Source organism: Actinocatenispora thailandica (assembly GCF_016865425.1).
In the GTDB taxonomy this organism is placed as follows: domain Bacteria; phylum Actinomycetota; class Actinomycetes; order Mycobacteriales; family Micromonosporaceae; genus Actinocatenispora; species Actinocatenispora thailandica.
The window spans coordinates 1,699,189-1,723,070 of the sequence record NZ_AP023355.1 but is presented as its reverse complement, the minus strand read 5'-3'; the positions used below and the strand labels follow the sequence as shown (position 1 = coordinate 1,723,070).

At 72.7% G+C, this 23,882-nt stretch carries 20 protein-coding genes; 10 read left to right on the top strand and 10 right to left on the bottom strand.

Annotation, left to right across the window (positions count from 1 at the left end; genetic code table 11):
- Positions 1-136: 136 nt before the first annotated feature.
- Entirely contained in the window at positions 137-1,324 is a 1,188-nt protein-coding gene (locus Athai_RS07495; RefSeq protein WP_203960806.1) for a site-2 protease family protein, read from the bottom strand.
- Positions 1,325-1,629: 305 nt separating this feature from the next.
- Here Athai_RS07495 and ppk2 point away from each other — a divergent pair, with 305 nt between their 5' ends.
- Positions 1,630-2,472 carry a polyphosphate kinase 2 gene (gene ppk2, locus Athai_RS07490; RefSeq protein WP_239156787.1) on the top strand — a complete coding sequence of 281 codons (843 nt, stop codon included), beginning with the start codon at positions 1,630-1,632 and terminating at the stop codon, positions 2,470-2,472.
- 49 nt (positions 2,473-2,521) lie between these two features.
- Here the strand turns inward: ppk2 and Athai_RS07485 are convergent, their stop codons facing one another.
- Positions 2,522-3,250 carry a GAF and ANTAR domain-containing protein gene (locus Athai_RS07485; RefSeq protein ID WP_203960804.1) on the bottom strand — a complete coding sequence of 243 codons (729 nt, stop codon included), beginning with the start codon at positions 3,248-3,250 and terminating at the stop codon, positions 2,522-2,524.
- A 633-nt stretch (positions 3,251-3,883) separates the two neighbouring features.
- Here Athai_RS07485 and Athai_RS07480 point away from each other — a divergent pair.
- From Athai_RS07480 to Athai_RS07450, 7 genes are read left to right on the top strand one after another with little or no spacing between them, the layout of a single operon-like run.
- Entirely contained in the window at positions 3,884-4,762 is an 879-nt protein-coding gene (locus Athai_RS07480; RefSeq protein WP_203960803.1) for an FAD binding domain-containing protein, read from the top strand.
- 2 nt (positions 4,763-4,764) lie between these two features.
- Positions 4,765-5,331 (top strand): (2Fe-2S)-binding protein, encoded by a 567-nt coding sequence (locus tag Athai_RS07475; RefSeq protein ID WP_203960802.1) that lies wholly within the window; start codon positions 4,765-4,767, stop codon positions 5,329-5,331.
- Positions 5,328-7,718, top strand: a complete 2,391-nt coding sequence (locus Athai_RS07470) for an aerobic carbon-monoxide dehydrogenase large subunit (protein WP_203960801.1) — start codon at positions 5,328-5,330, stop codon at positions 7,716-7,718. Before Athai_RS07475 ends, Athai_RS07470 begins: the two co-directional genes overlap by 4 nt.
- 20 nt (positions 7,719-7,738) lie before the next feature.
- Positions 7,739-8,617 carry an XdhC family protein gene (locus Athai_RS07465; RefSeq protein ID WP_239156786.1) on the top strand — a complete coding sequence of 293 codons (879 nt, stop codon included), beginning with the start codon at positions 7,739-7,741 and terminating at the stop codon, positions 8,615-8,617.
- 2 nt (positions 8,618-8,619) lie between these two features.
- Positions 8,620-9,213 carry a nucleotidyltransferase family protein gene (locus tag Athai_RS07460; RefSeq protein WP_203960800.1) on the top strand — a complete coding sequence of 198 codons (594 nt, stop codon included), beginning with the start codon at positions 8,620-8,622 and terminating at the stop codon, positions 9,211-9,213.
- Complete coding sequence (locus Athai_RS07455; RefSeq protein ID WP_239156785.1) at positions 9,210-10,100, top strand: AAA family ATPase; 891 nt, start codon at positions 9,210-9,212, stop codon at positions 10,098-10,100. The genes Athai_RS07460 and Athai_RS07455 overlap by 4 nt, the downstream gene beginning before the upstream one ends.
- Before the next feature lie 19 nt (positions 10,101-10,119).
- Entirely contained in the window at positions 10,120-11,373 is a 1,254-nt protein-coding gene (locus tag Athai_RS07450; RefSeq protein WP_239156784.1) for a VWA domain-containing protein, read from the top strand.
- On the opposite strand, the gene Athai_RS07445 is transcribed toward Athai_RS07450, so the two are convergent.
- The 4 genes from Athai_RS07445 to Athai_RS07430 all read right to left on the bottom strand — a co-directional run bounded on the left by Athai_RS07445 (position 11,357) and on the right by Athai_RS07430 (position 15,665).
- Positions 11,357-12,310 carry a LysR family transcriptional regulator gene (locus Athai_RS07445; protein ID WP_203960799.1) on the bottom strand — a complete coding sequence of 318 codons (954 nt, stop codon included), beginning with the start codon at positions 12,308-12,310 and terminating at the stop codon, positions 11,357-11,359. The genes Athai_RS07450 and Athai_RS07445 overlap by 17 nt on opposite strands.
- A gap of 206 nt (positions 12,311-12,516) precedes the next feature.
- The gene (locus Athai_RS07440) at positions 12,517-13,695 is read right to left on the bottom strand and encodes a PP2C family protein-serine/threonine phosphatase (protein WP_203960798.1); all 1,179 of its coding nucleotides are present in this window, start codon (positions 13,693-13,695) and stop codon (positions 12,517-12,519) included.
- Positions 13,696-14,114: 419 nt separating this feature from the next.
- Complete coding sequence (locus Athai_RS07435; protein ID WP_203960797.1) at positions 14,115-14,360, bottom strand: hypothetical protein; 246 nt, start codon at positions 14,358-14,360, stop codon at positions 14,115-14,117.
- A gap of 873 nt (positions 14,361-15,233) precedes the next feature.
- Positions 15,234-15,665: a hypothetical protein gene (locus Athai_RS07430; protein WP_239156783.1), complete on the bottom strand. Its 432-nt coding sequence runs from the start codon at positions 15,663-15,665 to the stop codon at positions 15,234-15,236.
- Between the two features lie 211 nt (positions 15,666-15,876).
- Between Athai_RS07430 and Athai_RS07425 the strand changes: the two genes are divergently transcribed.
- Positions 15,877-16,731, top strand: a complete 855-nt coding sequence (locus Athai_RS07425; protein ID WP_203960795.1) for a patatin-like phospholipase family protein — start codon at positions 15,877-15,879, stop codon at positions 16,729-16,731.
- A 148-nt stretch (positions 16,732-16,879) separates the two neighbouring features.
- Here the strand turns inward: Athai_RS07425 and Athai_RS07420 are convergent, their stop codons facing one another.
- Positions 16,880-18,685 carry a serine/threonine-protein kinase gene (locus tag Athai_RS07420; RefSeq protein WP_203960794.1) on the bottom strand — a complete coding sequence of 602 codons (1,806 nt, stop codon included), beginning with the start codon at positions 18,683-18,685 and terminating at the stop codon, positions 16,880-16,882.
- Positions 18,686-18,892: 207 nt separating this feature from the next.
- On the bottom strand, positions 18,893-19,315 hold the full coding sequence (locus tag Athai_RS07415; protein WP_203960793.1) for a MarR family winged helix-turn-helix transcriptional regulator: 423 nt from the start codon (positions 19,313-19,315) through the stop codon (positions 18,893-18,895).
- A 225-nt stretch (positions 19,316-19,540) separates the two neighbouring features.
- Here Athai_RS07415 and Athai_RS07410 point away from each other — a divergent pair, with 225 nt between their 5' ends.
- Positions 19,541-21,604 carry an MMPL family transporter gene (locus tag Athai_RS07410; RefSeq protein WP_420829824.1) on the top strand — a complete coding sequence of 688 codons (2,064 nt, stop codon included), beginning with the start codon at positions 19,541-19,543 and terminating at the stop codon, positions 21,602-21,604.
- 103 nt (positions 21,605-21,707) lie between these two features.
- Here the strand turns inward: Athai_RS07410 and Athai_RS07405 are convergent, their stop codons facing one another.
- Positions 21,708-22,526 carry a COG4705 family protein gene (locus Athai_RS07405; RefSeq protein WP_203960792.1) on the bottom strand — a complete coding sequence of 273 codons (819 nt, stop codon included), beginning with the start codon at positions 22,524-22,526 and terminating at the stop codon, positions 21,708-21,710.
- Positions 22,527-22,642: 116 nt separating this feature from the next.
- Positions 22,643-23,776 (bottom strand): serine hydrolase domain-containing protein, encoded by a 1,134-nt coding sequence (locus Athai_RS07400; RefSeq protein WP_239156781.1) that lies wholly within the window; start codon positions 23,774-23,776, stop codon positions 22,643-22,645.
- Positions 23,777-23,882 lie beyond the last annotated feature (106 nt).

Sequence of the window (23,882 nt, the reverse complement as noted above, 5' to 3'; positions counted from 1 at the left end):
CGCCCGGCCGCCCGGCGAGGGACCATCGGCCCGTACCGGCGGGCCGGCCCGGTGCAGGTGCCGCCCCGCGGTGTCGGACGGGGTCGACCACGCCGTTGCTACCGCCGTGTCCGAACTGGGTGGTACGAGCGGCCGCTCAGCCGAGCCCGATGCGCGGCGGTGGTTCGGCGTCGACGTCGGGGCGATCGTCGCCCGCGCCGGGTGGGATGCCGAGTGCGGCGAGTTCCACGGTGCGGGCCAGGTCGGCGCTGTCGAGCACCCCGGCGAGGTTCCCGGCCGGATCGACGACCGGGATCAACCGACCCGTCGCGGTCACCCGCAGGGCGTCGGTGAGCGCTTGGTCGGTGTGCAGCAGCTGGTCACCGCGTACCGGTACGGCGAGCGTGTCGAGCCGAACCGTGGCGCGGGCGGGGGCGGGCACCTGGGCGAGCCCGCGCAGGCTGACCGTGCCGAGCACCCTGCCGTCGATGGTGACCACCGGGAACTGGCGGTGGCTGCTGCGGCTGGCCACCGACCGCACGAACGCCTCGACGGTCTGGTTCTCGTACCCGCAGACCGGAACGGTGTGGACGATGTCGGCGACGGTGGCACCGGTCAGCAGTTCGGTCACCGCGGTCGTGCGCTGTTCGGCGCCTGCCGCCCAGCTCAGGAACAGTCCGACCAGCGCGAGCCAGATCCCGGACACGTTGCGGGCCAGTACCACCTCCAGGAAGCCCGCGGCGACCAGCAGCGTGCCGAGCAGGCCGCCGGTGTAGGCCGCGGCCCGGGCGCCGGCGGCGCGGCTGCCGCGCACCCGCCACACGATCGCCCGCAACACCCGGCCACCGTCCAGCGGGGCGCCGGGCAGCAGGTTGAACGCGGCCAGTACGGCGTTGATGGTGGCGAGCCAGAGCAGGCCGGCCACCGCCAGCCGGCCCAGCCCCGCCGCCTGGGCTGCCACCGCGCCGCCGGCGGCGAGCGCGCCGCAGGCCACGCTCGTGACGGGCCCGGCCAGCGCGATGAGCAGGTCGGCGCGTGGCGTCGGCGGCTCGCCGTCGAGTTCGGACACGCCGCCGAGCAGCCAGAGCGTGATCCGGCGAACCGTGATGCCGTAGTGCCGGGCGACGAACGCGTGCGCCAGCTCGTGCGCGAGCAGGCAGGCGAGGAACGCACCGGCCGTGGCGGCACCGGCCACCCAGTACGCGGTCACGGTCTGGCGCGGGGCCGCCGCGGGCAGCACGGTCGCCGCCAGGCCGTCGGCCAGCAGGAGCATGATCACCAGCACCGACCAGTGCACGCCGACCGGGATCCCGGCGATCCGCCCGAGCCTGATCGTCTGGCGCATCCCGTGCACCGCCCTCCCCGGCCTCCGGACCCGGCCGGCGCGCACCGCCGGATCGTGGCGTCTCGCGGTCGCGGTGGTCGTCCGGACGACCTGGTGGCGTCGGCGGTGAAGACTCCGGCGCGCCCAAGCCCCGTCCACACGCTCGTCGCATCCGTACCGCCAGTTGACCCATGGGCCCCGGGGTACGCACAGAGCCGGACGGCAGGTGTCCGCGGGCTGGACGGACCGGCGCCGCGCCGCCGGTGATCTCCCGCCGTCCGGGACGATTCGCCGATACGCTGGCGTCATCCGACGGGGAGGCCGAGGTGGCGCAGCGGAAGGCAACCGGCGACCGGTGTGCGGCAGCCGGAACCGCCACCGACCGGTTGCCGCGCAAGCTGTACGAGCGGGAGCTGCGGCGGCTGCAGATCGAACTGGTCCGGCTGCAGGAGTGGGTGCGCGCCGAGGGCGCCCGGCTGGTGGTGATCTTCGAGGGCCGCGACGCCGCGGGCAAGGGCGGCACCATCAAGCGGGTCAGCGAGAACCTCAACCCGCGCGTCGCCCGCATCGCTGCGCTGCCGGCGCCGAGCGACCGCGAGCGCACCCAGTGGTACTTCCAGCGGTACGTCGAGCAGCTGCCGGCCGCCGGGGAGATCGTCCTGTTCGACCGGAGCTGGTACAACCGGGCCGGCGTGGAGCGGGTGATGGGCTTCTGCACCCCCGACCAGTACCGGATCTTCCTGCGGCAGTGCCCGATCTTCGAGCGGCTGCTGATGGAGGACGGGATCCTGCTGCGCAAGTACTGGTTCTCGGTCAGCGACGTCGAGCAGGAGCGGCGGTTCACCGACCGGCTGACCGACCCGATGCGGCAGTGGAAGCTGTCGCCGATGGACCTGGAATCGATCACCCGCTGGGAGGACTACTCGCGGGCGAAGGACGAGATGTTCGTCCACACCGACATCCCCGACTCCCCGTGGTACGTGGTGGAGAGCGACGACAAGCGGCGGGCCCGGATCAACATGATCGCGCACCTGCTGTCCACGGTGCCCTACCACGCGGTGCGGCGGCCGCCCATCGAGCTGCCGCCCCGGCCGCCGGCACACGGCTACCAGCGGCCACCGCGCAGCGAGCAGACCTACGTGCCCGACCACGCGTCGTCGCTGCGCTGACCCACCGCACCCCGCGGTCCGGGCGGGGACGGGCGCCGTGCGGCGTCGGCTACCGTTGCGGTTCCGGTTCCCCGCCGAGGCGCAGCGACCGGTCGACGATGAGCCGAGCCACCTCCGTCACCGCCAGGTCGTGGCTGAAGGCGTAGCCCCGCAGCCGCATCAGCGCGACTTCGGCCGTCACCCCCAGCTGCATCTGCACCATGCCCGTCGCCTGATGCACTTCGAGGTGCGGGTCGGCCAGCCAGCTCAGGTCGGCGATCGGGTGCCCGTCGATCTCCTCCATGATCCGCGCGGTGGCCAGGTCGGCCAGGATCAGCCCGTCGGTGAGCTGGGCCGCGGTCAGCGGGCCGGGGCTGGCACGGTACGCGTCCAGCGACCCGAGCCGAGCCACCCCGATCTGCAGCGGGAACGAGAACACCGCCGCGGCACCGAGCCGGGCGGCGGCAGCGGCGAAGATCGGCCAACGCGACGCCAGAGTAGCGGTGTCGCTGATCAGGACCGGCCCACCCGATTCGAAGGCATCGAGGCACGGGCCCTCCCCGACCGTGAGCTGCAGGTCCTCCAGCGCGGCGCTGGTGCTGTTCGTGGCATGAACCAGCCCCCGGCTCGGGTGCGTGCCGTGGTCGTCGTCCGCGAGGTGCGACAGCACGGTCACCCCGGCCCCGGTGACCGACAGTTCGGTGACGCATCGGGCGCACACCAGCGCCACCGGCGACCCCGGCCTGGTCGCCCGGTCGGCGGACAGCTGGGCCTCCAGCCACTGCCGTCTGTCTGACATGGGCCGCCACCCTTCACCGCACCCCCAAGGATGGCTCCCTGCGGTCCGGGTCGCTACACGTGGTCGTCAACTCTCGCGGTACGCGTTTCCACGCGGCTCAGGCCGCTTCCACGAGACCGAGTGAGCGCCGCGACGGACCCGGTGCCGGTGCGCCGGGTCCGTCGCGACCCAGCTCGGTACACGGTGCGTGGCTCCATCCCGCCATTACGCACATGGCTTCACAAATGGCTACAGCGGGGTTGCGCAGCGTCCGGCAGCGGAGGAAAGTGACGCTGACCCCGCCGTGGCCGAGACCCCGCTGCTGGACGGTAACGGTGAGGGATGGTGTCCGCATCACGTTCGGGGGATGCGCGGGCAGCCCGGGTGGGTCACCGTTTCCTCGGACGCTTGGTCCGGCCACGGCGGGTCCCACCACCGTGGGCCGAACCGCACCCGATTCTCACCGACCCGGCCCCGGACCCCTCCTCGCGGATCCGATCACCGCGGCACCGCGTACGCGGGTGGGACGGGGATCGGCCGCCGGGAGCCCTTAAGCGTTCGGTTGTCCGACGATTGACGGACCAGCACGACGGGTGTGTGCTCGGTCACAGGGACTCGGAGACGAGTCGGTACACCGTGCGTGGGGGGGCTGTCATGCAGGTTCCCGGACCGTTCGAATACGACCGCGCGACCAGCGTCGACCAGGCGATCGGGCTGCTGGAACGGCGCGGCGAGACGGCGCGGCTGATCGCCGGTGGGCACAGCCTGCTGCCGATGATGAAGCTGCGGCTGGCCGACGTGGAGTACCTGATCGACATCAACGACCTGCACGACGAGCTGGGGTACGTGCTGGTCGAGTCCGATCGGGTCCGGCTCGGCGCCCTGACCCGGCACCGCGAGCTGCTGGAATCCGACGAGCTGGCCGCGGTACTGCCGATCTTCCGGGACGCCGAACGGGTCATCGCCGACCCGGTGGTACGCAACCGGGGCACGATCGGCGGTTCGCTGTGCCAGGCCGACCCGTCCGAGGATCTCTCGGCGGTGTGCAGCTGCCTGGACGCCGAGTGCGTCATCCGCGGCAGTACCGGGCAGCGGGTGGTACCGATGGCCGAGTTCCACCGCGGGCCGTACGAGACGGCCGTCGGCGACGGCGAGATGCTCGTCGAGGTCCGTGTCCCGCGGCACCCGGACTCGTCGTCCGCGTTCGAGAAGGTCGAGCGCCGGGCCGGGGACTGGGCGGTGGTCTCGGCCGCGGCCGTGGTGACGATGGCCGGCGGCGTCATCGCCGACGCGCGGGTCGGGTTCGCGGCGGTCGGCCCGCACACGGTGGTGATCCCGGCGGTGTCCGAACTGCTGCGCGGTGAGGCGCCGGGCGAGCAGCTGTACGAGCGGGCCGGGGCGGCGGCCGCCGAGCACTGCGACCCGACCACCGACATGCGCGGTACGGCCGCCTACAAGCGGCATCTGGTGCAGGAGCTGACGCGGCGGACGCTGCGCCGGGCCGTCCAGCGGATCAGCGACGGGGGGTCCTGACCATGCAGGTGACGATGACGGTGAACGGCACCGAGGTGACCCGCGAGGTGGAGCCCCGGTTGCTGCTGGTGCACTTCCTGCGCGACCATCTCGGGTTGACCGGCACGCACTGGGGCTGCGACACCAGCAACTGCGGCACCTGCGTGGTCTGGATGGACGGCGAACCGGTCAAGTCGTGCACCGTGCTCGCCGCGATGGCCAGCGGCCACGAGGTGCGCACCGTGGAGGGCCTGGCGCACGAGGACGGCACGCTGGATCCGATCCAGCAGGGGTTCATGCGCTGCCACGGCCTGCAGTGCGGGTTCTGCACCCCGGGGATGATGATGACCACCCGGGCGCTGCTGGACCGCGACCCGCACCCGAGCGAGTCCGACATCCGCGAGGCGATCTCCGGACAGATCTGCCGCTGCACCGGTTACGCGACGATCGTCCGTTCGGTGCGGTGGGCCGCCGAGCACCCGGACGGCGCGGTACCGGCCGCCGAGGAGGAACCCGCCGCCGCGGAGCCCGCCACCGAACCGGCTGCCACCGAGGCGGCGCAGCCCGTACCGACAGGGAGCGCGTCATGACCACCGTGCACGAACCGCCGGTCGAGCAGGTCGACAACGACCAGCACCCCGTCGGGTACGGGCGGATGCTGCGCAAGGAGGACCCGCGATTCATCCGCGGCCGCGGGCACTACACCGACGACGTGCAACTGCCCGGGATGCTGCACCTGGCGATCCTGCGCTCGCCAGTCGCGCACGCGCGGATCGTGTCGATCGACACCAGCGCGGCCGAGGCGCATCCGGGCGTCAAGGCGGTGATCACCGGCGAGGCGCTGGCCGGCCAGGGGCTCGCCTGGATGCCGACACTGTCCAACGACGTGCAGGCGGTACTGGCCACCGACAAGGTCCGGTTCCAGGGCCAGGAGGTCGCCTGCGTGGTCGCCGAGGACCGGTACGCGGCGCGGGACGCGCTGGAACTCATCGACGTCGAGTACGACATGCTGCCGCCGGTGATCGACGCCCGGCACGCGCTCGACCCCGACGCACCGGTGATCCGCGACGATCTGGAGGGCAAGACCGACAACCACTGCTTCGACTGGGAGACCGGCGATGCGGCCGCCACCGACGCGGTGTTCGCCGCGGCCGACGTGGTGGTCAGCGAGGACGTGGTGTACCCGCGGGTGCACCCGGCGCCGATGGAGACCTGCGGCTGCGTCGCCGACTACGACCCGGTCGAGGGCAAGCTGACGCTGTGGTCGACCAGCCAGGCGCCGCACGCGCACCGCACCCTGTACGCGATCGTCGCCGGGTTGCCGGAGCACAAGATCCGGGTGATCTCGCCGGACATCGGCGGCGGGTTCGGCAACAAGGTACCGATCTATCCGGGGTACGTGTGCGCGATCGTCGGGTCGCTGCTGACCGGCAAGCCGGTCAAGTGGATGGAGGACCGCTCGGAGAACCTGACCAGTACCGGGTTCGCCCGCGACTACATCATGCGCGGCGAGATCGCGGCGAGCCGGGACGGCAAGATCCTCGCCGTCCGCACCAACGTGCTCGCCGACCACGGCGCGTTCAACGGCACCGCGGCACCGGTGAAGTTCCCGGCCGGGTTCTTCGGCGTGTTCACCGGCAGCTACGACCTGAAGGCCGCGTACTGCAAGATGACCGCGGTCTACACCAACAAGGCGCCCGGCGGCGTCGCGTACGCCTGCTCGTTCCGGATCACCGAGGCCGTCTACCTGGTGGAGCGGCTGGTCAGCCGGCTCGCCGACGAGCTGGGCCAGGACCCGGCGCAGCTGCGGCTGGCCAACTTCATCCACCCCGACCAGTTCCCGTACGCCACGCCGACCGGCTGGGTCTACGACTCCGGCGACTACGCGGGAACGCTGCGCGAGGCGATGCGCATCGCCGGCTACGACGAGCTGCGTGCCGAGCAGGTACGCCGCCGCGAGCGCGGCGAGCTGATGGGCATCGGGGTGTCCACGTTCACCGAGGCGGTCGGCGCCGGGCCCCGCAAGGACATGGACATCCTCGGGCTGGGCATGGCCGACGGCTGCGACCTGCGCATCCACCCGACGGGTAAGGCGGTCGTTCGGCTGTCGGTGCAGTCCCAGGGTCAGGGGCACGAGACGACGTTCGCGCAGATCGTCAGCGAGGAGCTGGGCATCGGCCCGGACGACATCGAGGTGGTGCACGGCGACACCGAGAACACCCCGTTCGGCCTGGGTACCTACGGCTCGCGCTCCACGCCGGTGTCGGGTGCGGCGGCGGCGCTGGTGGCCCGCAAGGTACGCGACAAGGCACGGATCATCGCCGCCGCGATGCTGGAGGTGGCGCCGACCGACCTGGAGTGGGTCAAGGGCTCGTTCCAGGTGGCCGGCGACCCGGGCAAGGCGGTGACGATCCAGCAGGTCGCGATGCGCGCGCACGGCGCCGGCGACCTGCCGGAAGGCATCGAGGGGTCGCTGGACGCGCAGATCACCTACAACCCGCCGAACCTGACGTACCCGAACGGCGCCTACCTCTGCGTGGTCGACATCGACCCCGGTACGGCGCAGGTGAAGGTCCGGCGGTTCGTCGCCGTCGACGACTGCGGCACCCGGATCAACCCGATGATCATCGAGGGGCAGGTGCACGGCGGCCTCACCGACGGGCTGGGCATGGCGCTGATGGAGATCATCGCGTTCGACCCGGACGGCAACTGCCTCGGCGGCTCGCTGATGGACTACCTGATCCCGACCGCGCTGGAGACGCCCGACTGGGAGACCGGGTACACGGTGACGCCGTCGCCGCACCACCCGATCGGGGCCAAGGGCGTCGGCGAGTCCGCGACCGTCGGCTCCCCCGCCGCGATCGTCAACGCGGTGATCGACGCGCTCAAGCCGCTCGGGGTCACCGCGCTGGACATGCCGCTCACCCCGTCCCGGGTCTGGGAGGCCATGCAGGGGCGCGCCACGCCACCGATCTAGCCGAGGGGCGGTGTTGTGCGGTGACCGATCCTGAGGGTGCCGCGGAGCAACGGTTGCGCGCCGCGGGCACCGCGTACGTGCGGGCCACGGTGGTGCGGGCGCAGCCGCCGACCTCGGCGCTGCCCGGCGACAGCGCCGTGGTGCTGGCCGACGGCACCATCGACGGCTTCATCGGTGGCCAGTGCGCGACCGGCTCGGTACGGGTCGCCGCGCTGGCCGCGCTGCGCGACCGGGAACCCATGCTGCTGCGCATCCTGCCCGACTCCGCCGCGGACTTCCCGGACGTACCGGGTGCGCAGCTGGTCGTCAACCCGTGCCTGTCCGGCGGCGCGATCGAGGTGTTCCTGGAACCGCGGCTACCGGCGCCGGTGGTACGGGTCGTCGGCGGGTCACCGATCGCCCGGGCGGTGCGGGAGCTCGTGCCGATGGTGGGGTTCGAGGTCGCCGACGACGACGGCGGCCGGGCGGCGACCGCGGTACTGATCGCCACCCACGGCGGCGCGGAGGCGACCGCGATCCGGACGGCGGTGGCCGACGGGGCCGGGTACGTGGGGCTGGTGGCCAGCGAACGCCGGGGCGCCGCGGTGCTCGCCGAGACCGGGCTGTCCGAGGCCGAGCTGGCCCGGGTGCACTCGCCGGCCGGGCTGCCGATCGGTGCCCGCACCGCACCGGAGATCGCGCTGGCCATCGTCGGCGAGATCGTCCGCGAGTTGCGTACCGGCGACCTGCACGCGCCGGCGCCTGCCGAGCCGGCGCCCGCCCGGCAGGCGGTCGACCCGGTGTGCGGGATGACCGTGGTGGTCGGCCCGGACACCCCGCGACTGGCGGTGGGCGGCGAGGAGTTCTTCTTCTGCGGGCCGGGTTGCCGGGACCGGTACGCCGAGAAGGTGGGCTCCTGACCATGGCGGTGACCGGGGTGGTGCTCGCGGCCGGCGGGTCGGCGCGGCTCGGCGCGCCCAAGCAGCTGTTGCCCTACCGGGGCGCACCGCTGCTGTCGGCGACGCTCGCGACGGCCCGCCGCTGCGGCTTCGACCAGTTGCTCGTCGCGCTCGGCGGCTCGGCCGAGCAGATCGTCACGCAGGTGGACCTGAGCGGGGCGGAGGTGGTGCACAACCCGGATTTCGGCACCGGGTGCGGCTCCTCGATCCGGACCGCGATCGCCGCGGTCGACCCGGCGGCGGACGGGATCGTGCTGCTGCTCGGCGACCAGCCCGGCGTGGCCGCCGCGGTGGTGCGCCGGCTGGTCGGCGCGGCGCGGGCGGCGGCGATCGGGATCTGCCGGTACGACGGCGGGCTGGGGCACCCGTTCTGGTTCGGCCGCCGCACGTTCGCCGCGCTGGCCTCGTTGCACGGCGACAAGGCGGTGTGGAAGCTGCTGCACTCCGGCCGGTACGAGGTGGTCGAGGTCCCGGTGCCCGGCCCGGTCCCGATCGACGTGGACACGATCGACGACTACCGCGCGCTGCTCGCCGCCGACGCCGGGGGCGGCGGGTGACCGAGCAGATCGGCGCTGCCGAGACCCTGGCCGACCGGATGGAGCGAGTCGGCTACCTCGTCGACGACGGGCTCGCCACGGCGCTGTTCCTCGCGGTACGGCTCGGCCAGCCGGTGCTGCTGGAGGGCGAGCCGGGCGTCGGGAAGACCACCGCGGCCAAGGCGCTGGCCGGCGCCCTGGACACGGCGCTGATCCGGTTGCAGTGCTACGAGGGCCTGACCGCCTCGGAAGCGCTGTACGAGTGGAACTACCAGCGGCAGCTGCTCGCCATCCGGCTCGCCGAATCGCACGGCGACCGGTTGCGCGACGCCGACCTGTTCACCGCCGAGTTCCTGTCCGACCGGCCGATCCTGCAGGCGATCCGGTTCACCGGACCGCGACCGCCGGTGCTGCTGATCGACGAGATCGACCGGGCCGACGACGAGTTCGAGGCGTTGCTGTTCGAGTTCCTCGGCGAGTCGGCGGTGAGCATCCCGGAGATCGGTACGTTCACCGCCGCCCGCCGGCCGATCGTGGTCCTGACCTCCAACCGCAGCCGGGAACTGCACGACGCGCTGCGCCGGCGCTGCCTGTACCACTGGATCGAGTTCCCGTCCGCGGCCCGGGTGGCGCAGATCCTGCGCCGGGCGGTGCCGGCCGCCGCCACCGCGCTCATCGCCTCGGCGGCCGACTTCGTCGGCCAGGTCCGGGCCCTCGACCTGGACAAGCCGCCCGGCCTGGCCGAGGCGATCGACTGGGTCTCCGCCCTGTCGATGTTGGGGGTCACCGAGCTGACCCGGCCGGACGCGACCCGCACGCTGGCCGCGCTCGCGAAGACCGCGGACGACCGGGACGCGGTCACTGCGGCGTTCGGCGCGCTCGACGGGCCCGACCGGGCCCGGGCCTGACGACGCGCCGGGGGCAGCCGTGCCAGCCAGCCAGCAGGGCACCAGCGGCGCCGGGCCGGTGCCACCGCTGCTGCGCGGTGTGGACCGGGCGGCGTTCGCGGCCGGCCTGACCCGCCGGCTGCGGGACCGCGGCGTGGCCGTCGACCTCAGCGCCGCCGGCACCTTCGCCCGCGCGCTCGCGGCGCACCCGCCGGCCACCCGGACCGAACTGTACTGGACGGCGCGGATCGCGCTGGTACGCCGGCAGCCGGACCTCGCCGCGTTCGACGCCCTATTCGCGGCCCTGTTCGCCGGTGCCGGCCTCGGTACCGACCCGCCGGCCCGGCGCCGGCCGCTGCCGCCGACCGGCGCGCTCGCCGCGGTACCGGCGCCCACCGCACCGGCACAGCCCGGCACCGGACTGCCGTGGGCGACACTGCCGGCGGTGGTCGGCAGCGCCGAGCGGACCGCGCCGGACGGCCCGGCCGTACCGCAACGGTTGCCGACCGCCGCGGCGGGGTGGGCGGACGTCCCGTTCGAGGCGCTCGACGACGAGCAGGTCGCGCTGCTCGACGACTGGCTGCTGGCCGGGCTGCCGCGGCTGCCGACCCGCCGCACCAGGCGTCTCGCGATCCGCCGGCGCGGCAACCGGGCGGCGTTGCGGGAGACGATGGCGAGGTCCCGGCGCACCGGCTGGGAGCCGATCGAGCTGGTGCGTACCCGGCCGGTACGCCGGCCGCGCCGGCTGTTGCTGCTGTGCGATGTCAGCCGGTCGATGCAGGCCGAGGCGACCGCGTACCTGCACCTGGGGCGCGCGTTCGTGCGGGCCGCCGACGCGGAGGTGTTCGCCTTCGCCACCGGGCTGACCCGGCTGACGCCGGTGCTGCGGCGGCGGTCCGCGGCGGACGCGATGGCGCAGGCCACCGCAGCGGTCGGCGACCGGTTCGGCGGTACCCGCATCGCGACGAACCTGCGCGCCCTGCTCGACTCGCGCCACGGCGATCTGCTGCGCGGCGCGATCGTGCTGATCGGCTCGGACGGTTGGGACAGCTGCCCGGCCACCGAGCTGGCCGCGCAGCTCGCCCGGGTGCGCCGCCGGGCGTACCGCCTGCTGTGGATCAACCCGCGCGCCGCGGTACCCGGCTTCCAGCCGCGGGTGGCGTCGATGGCCGCGGCGCTGCCCTACTGCGACCGGATGCTGCCGGGCGACACGTTCACCGCGCTGCGCCGGGTGATCGACGCGGTCGCCGACTGCGACGTTCCGGTACGCCGGCCGGTCACGACCACAGCGTGATGTGGATCGACGGCCGGAACCGTCCGATGTTGACACCCGAACCGCGCATCATCGCCTGGATCGCCCGCGGCGTACCGATGAACCGCACCAGCTCGGCGGCCGGCGACCGACCGGTGCCGGCCAGCACCACCGTGTGCCACACCCCGTCGACCGAGGTACCGGGGCCGGACAGGCGCGTGAGCGCCGTGCTGGCCAGGTCGGCGGTGACCGCGAACGCCGGCGCCATCGCCACCCCCTTGGAGCGCTTCGCCTGGTCGACCGCCGCGGCATGGCTCTGGAAGATCTGTTGGTGCTCCTCGGGTACGTGCAGCCGCTGCAACAGCTGCGACACCGCGCTGATGTCGTTGGCGGCGGACGGCCCGAGCAGCCAGGTCTGCGCCCGCAGCTGACCGGCGTCGACCGTGCTGCCGGCCAGCGGGTGCTCCGGCCCGACCACGGCGATCATCCGGTACCGCAGGAACGGCCGGCACACCAACGCATCGTCGGGCTCCGCCGGGCACGGGCCGATCGCCACGTCGACCTCGCGGTTGTGCAACGCCATCGCGAACCGGCTGGGCGAATGCACACTCAGTTCGACGTCGAGATCCTTCGCCCGCGCGGTGAACAGGTCGATCAGCCCCGGCGCGACCTGCTCGGCGAACATGGCGGAGGCGGCGATGCGCAGCAGCCGTTGGTTGCCCGCCGCCTGCTTGACCTCGAACACGGTCCGTTCCTGCAGCCCGATCAGCTCGGCGGCACGGCTGGCCAGCCGCAGCCCGCCCGGGGTGAACGCCAGGCCCGTCGAGGTGCGGACGAACAACCGGTCACCCAGCTCCCGGCGCAGCTTGGCGATGTGCAGCGACACGGCCGCCTCCGAGACCCGCAGCTCGTCGGCCGCACGCCGGACCGATCCGAGGCGCACCACCGCGGAGAATGCCCGGAGTTGTGTCGGGGTCACCGATCCCCCCTTCGACCGCCGGCCACCATGGGCCCGGTTCCAACGTACCTCCGCGCAACCTGCCGATACGGGAGTTCGATGGAGGAACCCGGGCAGGGCGTCGGTGGGCGCGACCAGGTCGGTCCCGAACGCGACCGGAAGCCCGTCAGGAACCCCGCCGCCAGCACCGTGGCGGTGGCGCGGAGGTACCGCACCGCGGCAGCCGGTCAGCCGCCGCTGGGCGTCCGGGAGTCGGCGGGCAACAGATCCAGACAGGCGACGACGGCATCGTCGTCGAGGGGAGATCCCCGGTAGTCCAGGACATCGCGGATGATCGTCCGCACCGCCTCGCCGGCGGGCTGCAGGCGGGTCCGGCGCAGCACCTGCCCGAGCGCGGTCAGCCGGTACTGCAGGTTCGCCGAGTTGGGCGCGTCGTACACGCCGTCGCTCACCACCAGAATCCGGTCGCCCGGCTTCACCGGGACCGCCGATGCGGTGTAGTCGGTCTCCTCTTCGAGGCCCAGTGCCGGCTGGGTGGGCAGGTCGAGAGTGGCGATGGCGGTACCGCGCAACCGGATCATCTGCGCGCTGCCGGTCGAGACCGCCGTCAGCCGGCCGGTGACGGTGTCGTACCGCAGCAGCAGGGCATCGACGTACTGGCCGCCCTGATGCTGGGTGTACAGCAGGTCGCTGGCCAGCGCGGCCTGCGCGGCGATGTCGTCGCCGGAGCGGCGAGCGTTGCGCAGCGCAGCGACGACGAAGTTGGTCAGCACGGCCGCCGAAGTTCCCTGGTTGTAGCCGTTGATGACGGCCGCGGTCAGCCCCTCCGGATCGGTCGACCAGTCGAAGGTGTCGCCGCACACCTCGTAGGCGGGCTCCAGCTGGCCGGCGAACGCGAAGTCGGGAGTGGCCACCGATCGGGCCGGCAGCGTGTCCCACTGGATCTCGGCGGCGAGAGTGAGCCGCCGGCGCCGCCGGGTGCGCCGGAACCGGTCGGTGATGTTCTCGACGACGACGATCTCGTGGGCGACGTGCTGGGCGATGATCTCCCACTCGCCCGCCACGTCCTCGTCCGGCTCGTCGGTGAAGGTCACCACGAGCACGCCGAGCCGTTGGCCCCGGGCGGTCAGCGCACAGATCAGCCGGTGGGTCTGATCGCCGGATTCCACCTGCGCCGTCCGCTGCGAGGCGAAGACCCGCCCTTCGGGCGTGCCGTCGATGGGCACCGGGGCCGCCGCGCCCTGGGCGGCGACCATCGCGGACATGTTGTAGTCGACGATCAGAATGTCGACGCCACTGAGCGGGTAGTGCGTCTTCGCGGCGGCGGTGAGCAGCGCGGGCAGCTCGGTGCCCTGACCGCTCCGCAACGCGGTGAGGATCTGGCTGGTGCGGTCGGTGGTGGACATCCCGTCGCCTTCCGTGGACGCAGCACGGCCGCGCTCCGGCAAAGTTGCAGCACGGCAAACATACACGCGGGTACGCGGGAATGGTGGCCGGCGCCGGGCGTCCCGGGCCGCCAGTGGTGACGACCACGGCCGTTCGTGAGGATCGGGCGATATGACCGGAGGTGGGCGCACGGTCGACGGATCCGCTGCGCCGGGCTCGTCCCGCAGCCACCGGTTGCCGGTACCGCGACGCTGATATCGGCTCATTGCCGGCTATTGCGGTCAGGATCGCGCTCGGTACGCGCGACGAAAGCCGCCCCGCCGGCCGCGGCGATCCGCTCCAGGTGGGCGCGGATCGGCCCCGGCAGAGCCGCCCGGATTCCCGGGCGGCACCGGACGAGGGCTGCCCCGGATGGCGACGGCCGGATGTCCCGGTCCGGTCAGGGGCGGACCGGCACCGGGCGGACCACCAGCCCCGGCTCCGCACCGCCGGGTCGGCAGTGCGGGCACCGATGCGTCCCGTCGATCTGATCGGGGTCGATCCACCACCCGGAGAACTCCGCGACGCCGCGCAACAGGTTCCAGTCATAGCAGGAGTCGTCCCAGCAAACCAGCTGCGTGGCACAACCATCGCAGACCAACTCGTAGTAGGGCTGGGCATCCTCGTCGAACCAGATGCGACGCATGGCTGCCTGCTCCTTCCTTGCGGGCACGCGTGACCGGCCAGCGGCGGGCACGATCCCCGCGGTGACGTGCGGGCCCGACCGGCGATCGCCCTTGCGGCCGGCGATCCTCCGTGGCCGGCAGACCCGGCCGCGATCGCGGACCAGGCCGGGGTCACGGTTGCCGGGGCCACGGAGTCGACGGTGGGCGCCGGTGGCGCCGTACCGATCCTGCCCGCCACGCTGCCCGGACAATTAATTGTCTTACAGCAATTACATTGCACGACAACGGATCCGCATCACCGGCGTGGGCGGGAATGCGGTCGAATGGATGAACTGTGCCGGCCGGCCCGATCCCATCGGTCGTGGGCCACCAGCGGTGCGGCATTCTCCGGCAGCGCGAGACGTCCGCCGCCGGGCGGCCCACACCCCCGAAGTCGGCCGCCCGGCGGACGTCGTACCGCGATCATCGCCGTTCGGGTCGAGCCGCCACCGCGACGCGATCCCGTTCGCCGATCGCGCAGGCGATGCGGGTACAGCGTGAAGGCTAGCGCATCAATTGCCGTGGGACAAACAATCGACGAAGCCGGACGGGATGGCGTCCGGCAGCGCGAGGTGTCGAGCCGGCCGCCGCGGCGGCGGTGAGGAGCCTGCGGGGCACCTGGTGCGAGGTGGCCGGCATCCAGGCCATCACCTCGCCGATCCACCTTTCGATATGTTTGCCCTGCGACAATGAAAGCGGCTGCATCGTTCGCACCGGCGCGCACCTGGCCAGCCGGGAGTCGAGCCGGTTCCGGACGACCCGACACTGGAATGTCTCCTCGACCCGCCACCTTGAGCAAGCGACGCGCACCAGGGTCGCCAGGGGGCCGAGACCGTGTGATCGTCTGTTTTCCTTCAATACCGGAGGAGTTCGCAGAAGCGGTCCAGGGCGCGGTCGGTGCGGCGGCGGTCGCCGGTGGTCGTGAGGTCGAACAGGAGGCCCCGGATGACGGCCATGACCAGCGTGGGAGTAACGGTGTCGTCGGGGCCGGTGGCGATGTCGCGAAACGGGGTGCCGAGGGCGTTGAACCAGTTCGTGATCGCCTCGGCCTGGTTCGGGTAGTTCTCGGGGTGGGCCAGGCCGTCGGCGTGCACCTCGAAGATCAGCCGGACGTAGGGGACGCGCTCGGGTGCGCTGATCCAGGCCCAGATGCCGCGCAGGCGTTCCTCCGCAGAGGCCGCCTCCGGCGGGAGGTTCTCGGCCAATCGTGTCGCGCCGCGGCGGCGAGCCTCGGCGAGGACTGCAGACACCAGCTCCTGCTTGCTGCCGAAGTCATAGAGCAGCATCCGCGGGCTGGTATCGAGAGCCGCGGCCAGCGGCCGCAAGCTCAACCCGGCCAGGCCATGACCCAGTACGTAGTCGGTCGCTCGCGCCAGCGTGCGCTCCCGCCGCGCGGGATCTGGGGGCCGCCCCACGGTGGATCATCCTCTCGGTCCTACGGATCTGAGCCTACGTCAATATATGGTACGACTGTTTCAACAATGGAAGGAGACAGTCATGCACGCGCTCGATCGGGCACTCGCACTGGGTGCTGGAGGCCCTGTTGGTGCGGCCTGGATGGCCGGGCTGGCCTGCGGACTGAGCCGCGGCGGGGTGGATCTCAGCGAGGCCGATCTGATCGTCGGCACCTCGACTGGCGCGATCATCGGCGCGGTGCTGGCCACCGGTCAGGACCCCGGCCGGCTCGCCACCCCGGTGCGCCCCGCCGGCTCCGACGCCACCCCTCCCCAGGTCGACGAGCGCCGGCTGGGCGAGGCGTTCGCCGTGCTCCGCGATGCCGCCTCGAACCCGGACGAGGCGCGACGCAGAGTGGGCCAGATCGCGCTCGCCGCCGAGACCGGCCCCGAGCAGGCACACATCGCCCGGATGCGCGCCATGGCCGGCGCAGACCAATGGCCGGACCGGCAGCTTCTCATCACCGCGCTGGACGCCGAGACCGGCGAGCAGGAGGTCTTCGACCGTGCCAGTGGCGCACCGCTGCCCTGCGCCGTGGCGGCAAGCACGGCCTTCCCGGGGATCTACCCACCGATCACCATCAACGGTCGCCGATACATGGACGGCTCCCTGCGGTCGGCGACCAACGCCGGACTCGCGGCCGGAGCCCGCACGCTCGTCGTGATCGACCCGCAGGCGCACCTGTTTCCCCGTGAGTTGCTCCACCAGGAACTGGCGGCCGCTGGCGCACCCACCGTGGTGACCATCGAACCCGATCCGGAATCAATACGCGCATTCGGCTCGAACCTGAATGACCGGACGGCCTGGGAACCGGCCTACCAGGCGGGTCTTCGCCAGGCCGCCGATGCCGCAGAACGGCTCCGCCTCGCGTGGAGGACCGGATCAGACGCTGACTGAGCGCCGCCCGATCGTCGGGGTGTACCTGGCGGAGCGCCTTGTCCCCGAGCCGAAGTCGACGCCAGCTCTACTGGCCGCTGATTCGCGACCAGCCACCGACCGTCAGCTGGCCGTCCAGTCGTCAAGATCACGATCTACCGCTGGAGTATCAGCCGTCCTGGTTCGTCAGGACGGTGACGGCGGCGCCCTTCTCGTTGCGCGCGGAGACCGACGGATGCGGTTTGCCCTTCGCGCGGTACGGGCCGAGCGCGGTGAACCGGCCGTCCCGGCTCTGGCCGTCCACGGTGATCGAGGCGACGTGCCTGCTGCCGGCGGCGAGGAAGTACCACTGTCCGGACGGAGCCTGCCACCAGGCGGTGGCGACCAGGTCCTTGGCCAGCCGGGTACAGGCGTGCCCGCTGGTGGTCCGGGCCACCACGATGGGCGCGTCGCCGTCCGGGACCAGCGCGCTGGTGCTGTCGCCGCTGCCGTCGGCCTGATCGACCCGGAGGCACACCCAGCTGGCGTCGACCGCTTCGGGCAGCTGACCCGCCCAGAAGCGCCAGTTGGTCATCGAGTCGGCACCCGCCGCGTGGTCCTCGGAGCAGCTCATCTCCTGGAACACCTGCGGACCGTCCTGGTAGGTCAGTTCGTGCGGGCGGGTGATGTGTGGTGGTGGTACCGGCGGGATGTACATCAGGTGCGGCATGGCCGCGGCACCGGTGTCGCCGACGGCGATCGGCTCGTCCAGGTCGGCGCCGACCGCCGTGAGCCGCAACACCGGACCCCGCCAGCATCCCGGTCGGCTGGGCGGGGCGGCGACCGGCCCGGAAACTCCATTGTGGATGGTGAGCCGGTGCCAGCGGGCGGCGGTGGAGCCCCACTGCGCCCGGCGCACCCAGGGCGCCAGCAGGTAGCGGGTGCCGGCCGCCGTGGTGGCCAGCCGCAGCGCGCTCGCCGCGTACACGTCGGCTCGGGGCGCCTGGTCCACCTCGGTGCGCCCGTCCCCGTGCCGTTCGGTGTACCGGGCGAGCGACCGGCCGTCGGACAGCAGGACGACGGTGTGGCCGTCCAGGTTCCCCGCGTAGAGCACCGAGGCGGAGGCGCGGGGCGCCGGCACCGCGGCGGATCCGCCACCCCCGGATCCGGCCCCGGTGGCCGCGGCGGTCGCGGTCCAGGACCGCGCGGCCCGCTGGATCAACGCGGTGCGGCCGGTCAGCTCCCCGCGGGACGGCCACAGTTGCACGCCGGGGTGGAACGAGCCGCGCCACGCGCCGGCGTCGACCAGGTGGGTGGCCGCTGCCGGTGTGGTCGCCGCGGGCCGGCGCGCGGCCGGGCGCCCGGCTCGGTGCAGTACCAGTCCGGCGGTGACGGCCAGCGCGACGGCGGCGGCCAGCGCGATCGTCCCGATCGCGGCGCCCCGCAACCGCAGCGCCGACGGATCCGGGGCCCGCAGGCGTACCACTGTCGGGTCCATCGGCGCCTCCCGCAGCAGGCGTTCCTGGTCGTCGACGGCAAGGCCGTCCCGCCTGGCGAGCCGATCGCGCACGGCTTGGGCGTCGGTCAGTGCCGCAGCCGTGTCGGTGACCCCGGCGTCGCGCAGTACCTGGCTTGCGGCGGTGCGCCCGAGGCGTTCGCCGACCAGCAGGCCGTACCCGGCGCGCACGGCCGGCGCGGAGGTGGCCAGCGCGGCGTCGATGGCCGCGTGCCCCTCGCCGGGTGGCGCGGGTGCCGCTCGCCAGCCCGGTGCGGGCCGGTCGGTGCGGCGCAGGCCGGCGCGGACGAGCCGCGCGAGCAGGGTGCGCGCCGCCTCCTCGGTCCCGGTGGCCGGCCCAGACCGGTGCGGCAGCGCCCGGCGGGCGAGCCGGTGCGCCCGGCCGGCGCGGCGCTGCCGGTTCAGGTCGTCGGCGGACAACAGGAACGCCATCCGGACCAGCCGGGGATACGTGGTCACGTACGCTGACCGGAGTCGCACCAGTGCCTTCTTCCGCCCGACGCCGCTTCCCGGCGCATCCCGGGAGACAACGCACGAAACCGGCACGGGACACGCGGCGCAGCCGAACAGCGCGGTTCGCGACGGCCAGGTACCAGGCCGAGCCACCCGCTCGGCAGGTTGGGCAGCGGAAGGCCACGCCACACCGCGCCCGGGGAAGCCCGCCCGCTCGGCAGGTTGGGGCAGCGGTCAGTCCGCGACCGGTGGGGTGGCGCCCCTCGGCGCCTCGTGCTCGCGGTTGCTGTCGCCTGCGCCCGGCCTGCCGGGCTCCGCACCGGTCGCGTAGTCGCGCATGGCGGTGGCGATCTGGTCCAGGACGGTGCGCACCGTGGTGCGCTGGTCGTCGTCGAGCTGATCGGTGATGAGCACGATCTGTTCGATCAGCGGCCGGAGCGCGGCCCCGACCTCGCGCCGGGCGTGGTCGGTGACTGCGAGCGTGACGCGGCGCCCGTCGTGCGGGTCCGGCTCGCGCTGCACGTGGTCTGCGGCGACAAGGCGATCGACCAATGCGGTTGCCGACGCCGATCGGATCCCGAGCCGGTCGCCGAGTTGGACCGGGCCAATCGGCTGTTCGGTCAGCATGACGTGGTCGACAGCCTGCACGTCGGTCACCCGCACCCCGAGCCGGCGGGCGAGCGCGGCCTGCATCTGCCTGCCCGCCTGGAGGAGGCGCCGGACGCTGGTCGCGATGTCGCGGGCGTCGTTGGACTGAACCACGGCGACATCATAGCTAGATGATCGAGCGTGTTGTAGAGTCGACGTGTGGCTAGAAAAGCTAGCAATATCGTTCGGCCCGACGACGACTCGAACCGGTCCCGGCCGCCCCGCCGGCGCTGGTTGTGGTGGCTGGTGCCCGCCCTGCTCACCGGGTTGTGGGTGCTCGGCGTCGGGCCGCTGGGTTCCTCGATCGGCAAGCTCGCCGACGTGCAGACCAACGACAACGCCGCGTTCCTGCCGGCCAGCTCCGAGTCCACCACAGTGCAGAAGCTGGCGCGGGGTTTCACCGACACCGACGCCGTTCCCGCCATCGTCGTCTACCAGCGCAGCCCGCGCCTCACCGACGACGACGTCACCGCGATCCGGTCCGACATCGCCCGGCTGAAGGGCTGGAAAGCGCTGCGGGGCCCGGTCAGCCCCGTCACCGTCAGCCCGGATCACCGGGCCGCCCAGGTCGTCGTACCGCTGTCGGCCGGCTCCGATCTCAGCGCCGACGTCGCGGCGCTGCGGGACCGCCCGGCCCCGCCCGGCGTGGCCCTGCACGTCGCAGGGCCGGCCGGGCTCAGCGCCGACCTCGGCAAGGCGTTCGCCGGTATCGACGGGACCCTGCTGCTGGTCACCGGCGCCGTCGTGTTCCTGATCCTCATCGTGGTGTACCGGTCGCCGCTGCTGCCCGTGATCGTGCTGACCACCGCCACCCTCGCGCTGGCGCTGGCCGGTGCCGTGATCTACCAGCTCGCGGCGCACGGCGTCATCGAACTCAACGGGCAGAGTCAGGGGATCCTGTTCATCCTCGTCATCGGCGCGTGCACCGACTACGCGCTGCTGCTCGTGGCCCGCTACCGCGAGGAACTGCGACGCGCGCCGGACCGGTTCGGGTCGCTGCGCACCGCGTACCGGGCGGCACTGGAGCCGATAGCCGCTTCCGGCGGCACCGTCATCCTCGGCGTGCTGTGCCTGCTGGCCACCAACCTGAAGTCCACCCGCGGGCTCGGGCCGGTCGCGGCGATCGGGATCGCCGGCTCGTTGCTGGCCGCGCTGACGTTCCTGCCGGCTGTCCTCGCGCTGCTGGGCCGGGCGGCGTTCTGGCCGGCGATCCCGCACTACGACGCGCACCACCGGCCGACCCATCGCCGCTGGACCCGGATCGGAGAACGGGTCGCGCGGCGCCCCCGGCCGGTCTGGCTGGCCGTCGGCGTCGTCCTGGTCGGCCTCGCGGTGGCGTTCCTCCCCCAGCTGAAGGCCTCGGGTACCACCCAGACCGCGCTGTTCCTGCGCAGCCAGGACTCGGTGGTCGGCCAGCGGGTGATCGCCGACCACTTCCCGGCCGGTGCCGGCAACCCCACCCAGATCGTGGCCAACGCCGGCGCGGCCGACCGGGTGATCGCCCGAGCCCGCACGGTGCACGGGGTGGTTCCACGGAGCGTGGCCACGGTCGGCGCACAAGGCGCGCCGGTCGGGCCGGCCAAGGTCGTCGACGGCCGGGTACTGATCGACGCCACCCTCACCGACGCCCCGGACTCGGCGGCCGCGATCGACACCGTGCATCGGCTGCGCACCGAACTCGCCGCTGTTCCTGGCGCGCATGCGCTGGTCGGTGGCTACACCGCGATCCAGGCCGACACCCTCGCCACCTCGTCACGGGACCGCACCATCGTGATCCCGATGGTGCTCGTGGTGATCCTGCTGGTGCTGATCGCGTTGCTGCGTTCGCTGGTCGCCCCGCTGTTGCTGGTGGCCAGCGTGGTCGCCTCCTTCGCGGCGACGCTGGGCGTGTCGGCCGTGGTGTTCAACCACGTCTTCCACTTTCCCGGCGCGGACCCCTCGGTGCCCCTGTTCGCTTTCGTGTTCCTGGTCGCGCTCGGTGTCGACTACAACATCTTCCTGATGAGCCGGGTCCGGGAGGAGGCCCGCCGGGTGGGTACCCGGCAGGGCACCGTCATCGGCGTCGGCAGCACCGGCGGTGTCATCACCTCGGCCGGGGTCGTGCTCGCCGCCACGTTCGCGGCACTGGCCGTGATTCCGATCCTGTTCCTCGCGCAGATCGCGTTCCTGGTCGCCTTCGGTGTCCTGCTCGACACCTTCCTGGTGCGGACCCTGCTGGTGCCCGGCCTGATCATCGACCTCGGGCGGCGCTCGTGGTGGCCGAGCCGGCTGAGCCGGCAACCGGATCCGACGGAGTGAACGACCGCCTGGTAGCCGGGTTTCTCGCCGCTGGCACCGCACCGGCTTCGGCCGCAGCGGGGTGCGTGCCGGCGAGGTGAGCGGGCCCCGATCGGGCCGCCGGTCAGCGTGGCCGGCCGGCGGCCAGCGCCGGCTCCCGGCCCAGCTGGGGCTGTCGCTGCACGTCCCGGCGGGTCACCGCCAGGTATCCGACCACGCAGGCGATCGCCGCGGCCAGCCCCAGCGCCACCGGGCCGTCGCCGAGCCCGACGCCGCCGGCCTGCGCCGGCTTGCCCAACCAGTCGGCGACCGAGGCACCCAGCGGGCGGGTGAGCACGTAGGCGCACCAGAACGAGAAGACCGGGTTGAGCCGCAGCCACCGGTAGCCGACCACCGGCACCGCCATCACGGCGGCGAACAGCACGGCCGACATCAGGTACCCCCAGTGCAGCGTCACCGCGGTCAGATCGCCGACCGCGGTACCCAGCGCGAACGTGGCCACCACCGCGGCCCAGTAGAACAGCTCGCGGCGCGCCGAGGCGATGCTGTGGATCGACAGGGTGCCCTCCACCCGGTGCCACGTCGCGAACACCGCCGCCAGGGCCACCCCGTACACGACGCTGGAGGCGACGTAGGGCACCCCGAAACCCACGTGCAACACGTCGGCGGCCATCGTGCCGAACACCCCGACCATGACCACCGCCAGCCAGTACGTCCACGCCACGTAGCGGCGCATCGCGAACTGCGCGACCAGCGCGGCGGCGAAGCACACGAATCCCAGCGCCACGGCCAGGACCGGGTCCATCACGTGCACCAGGTAGTCCGACGTCGACTCGCCCAGCGCCGTGGACAGCGCCTTGGCGACCCAGAAGTACACCGTGATCTCGGGGACCCGCAGCGCCAGTCGCGACGCCGGCCGAGAGGTGGTGGTTCGCTCGCTCATGCCCGCACGCTACTACACAAGATGTAGTAGCAAATTGCGGCCGTGCCGCCACCGCAGCGGCCGGCCGGCCTACCCGGGCGGGGCGGGGCCGGGCCGGATCGCGACAGCCTGCGCCGTCAGCCGAACACCGCGGCGACGAGGCGCTGCGTACCCTGCTGGAACGCGCCGGCCAGCGACATCGTGGCGTCGTCGGGGTAGTTCAGCGCGGCGGTCAGCGACGTGCCGCCGTCCGGTGTGCTGAACATCAGCGCCGCGTGCCCCGCCATGCCACCGTTGTGCGTGATCACCGTGCCGCCCGCCTCGATCTGCTGAACGAACACGCCTAGCCCGTAGCCCATGTTCGGGATGGGCGTCGCGCGTGGCGTGCACATCTCGGCCAGCAACTCGGCCGGCAGCAGTTTGCCGGTCACCAGCGCCGAGATGAACGTCTCCAGGTCCCGGGTGGTCGAGATCATGTCACCGCCGCTGGAGATCCACGACGGGTTCTGGTTCGTGACATCGACCGTCTTCTCCGCGCCCTGGTCCTCGTACCGGTAGTACGCGTGCGCGTGCGGCTCTGGCACCCCGGTCTGGGTGGTCGGCTCGATCGTGCCGGTCAGCCCGAGCGGCGTGAGGATGAGCCGATCCATCTCCTGCGCGACCGGACGGCCGGTCACCTTCTCGACCAGCAGCCGGGCCACCACGTAGTTGGTGTTGGCGTAGCTCCAGTCCGTACCCGGCTCGAAGCGCGCCGGCTTGCCCACCGCCAGGCGCACCAGCTGCTCCGGCTGGTAGGTCGCGAACCGGTTGTCCACCCACTCCTTGCCGGCCGTCGTGGCCGGGATCCCCGGTACGAACGAACCGTCGTCGTAGTACTCGCCGGTGAAGTTGAAGATGCCGCTGGTGTGCTGGAGCAGCATCCGCACCGTGATCCGCCGGTCGATGCCGAACTCGGGCAGGTACTCGTCGACCGGAGTGTCCAGCTCGATCCGGCCCTCGGCCACCAGTTGCAGAACCAGTGTCGCGGTGAACGTCTTGGTGTTGCTGCCGATCCGGACGTGCCCGTCGACCGGCGGCTTCGCCGTGCCGCCCAGCTCGGCCAGGCCGGCGCTGCAGACCCACTCGCCGCGACCGTCGCGTACTCGGGCGGTGATGCCGGTGATACCGGCCGCGACGATCTCGTCGAGGATCGCCGGTAGGTCCGCGCGCTCCGGCCCGGCGGCGACTGTAGCGGGTTCGAGCGCGCTGGTGGTGCCGTGGTTGTCGGTCATTGCCGTCTCCTTGTTCGTGTGGTGCATACGTGGTCTGTCTGTGCGATGAATCCAAGCCCTGATTCCGTCCGGCGCGAAGCCGAGCGGTGCGGGTGGTGCCGGCCCC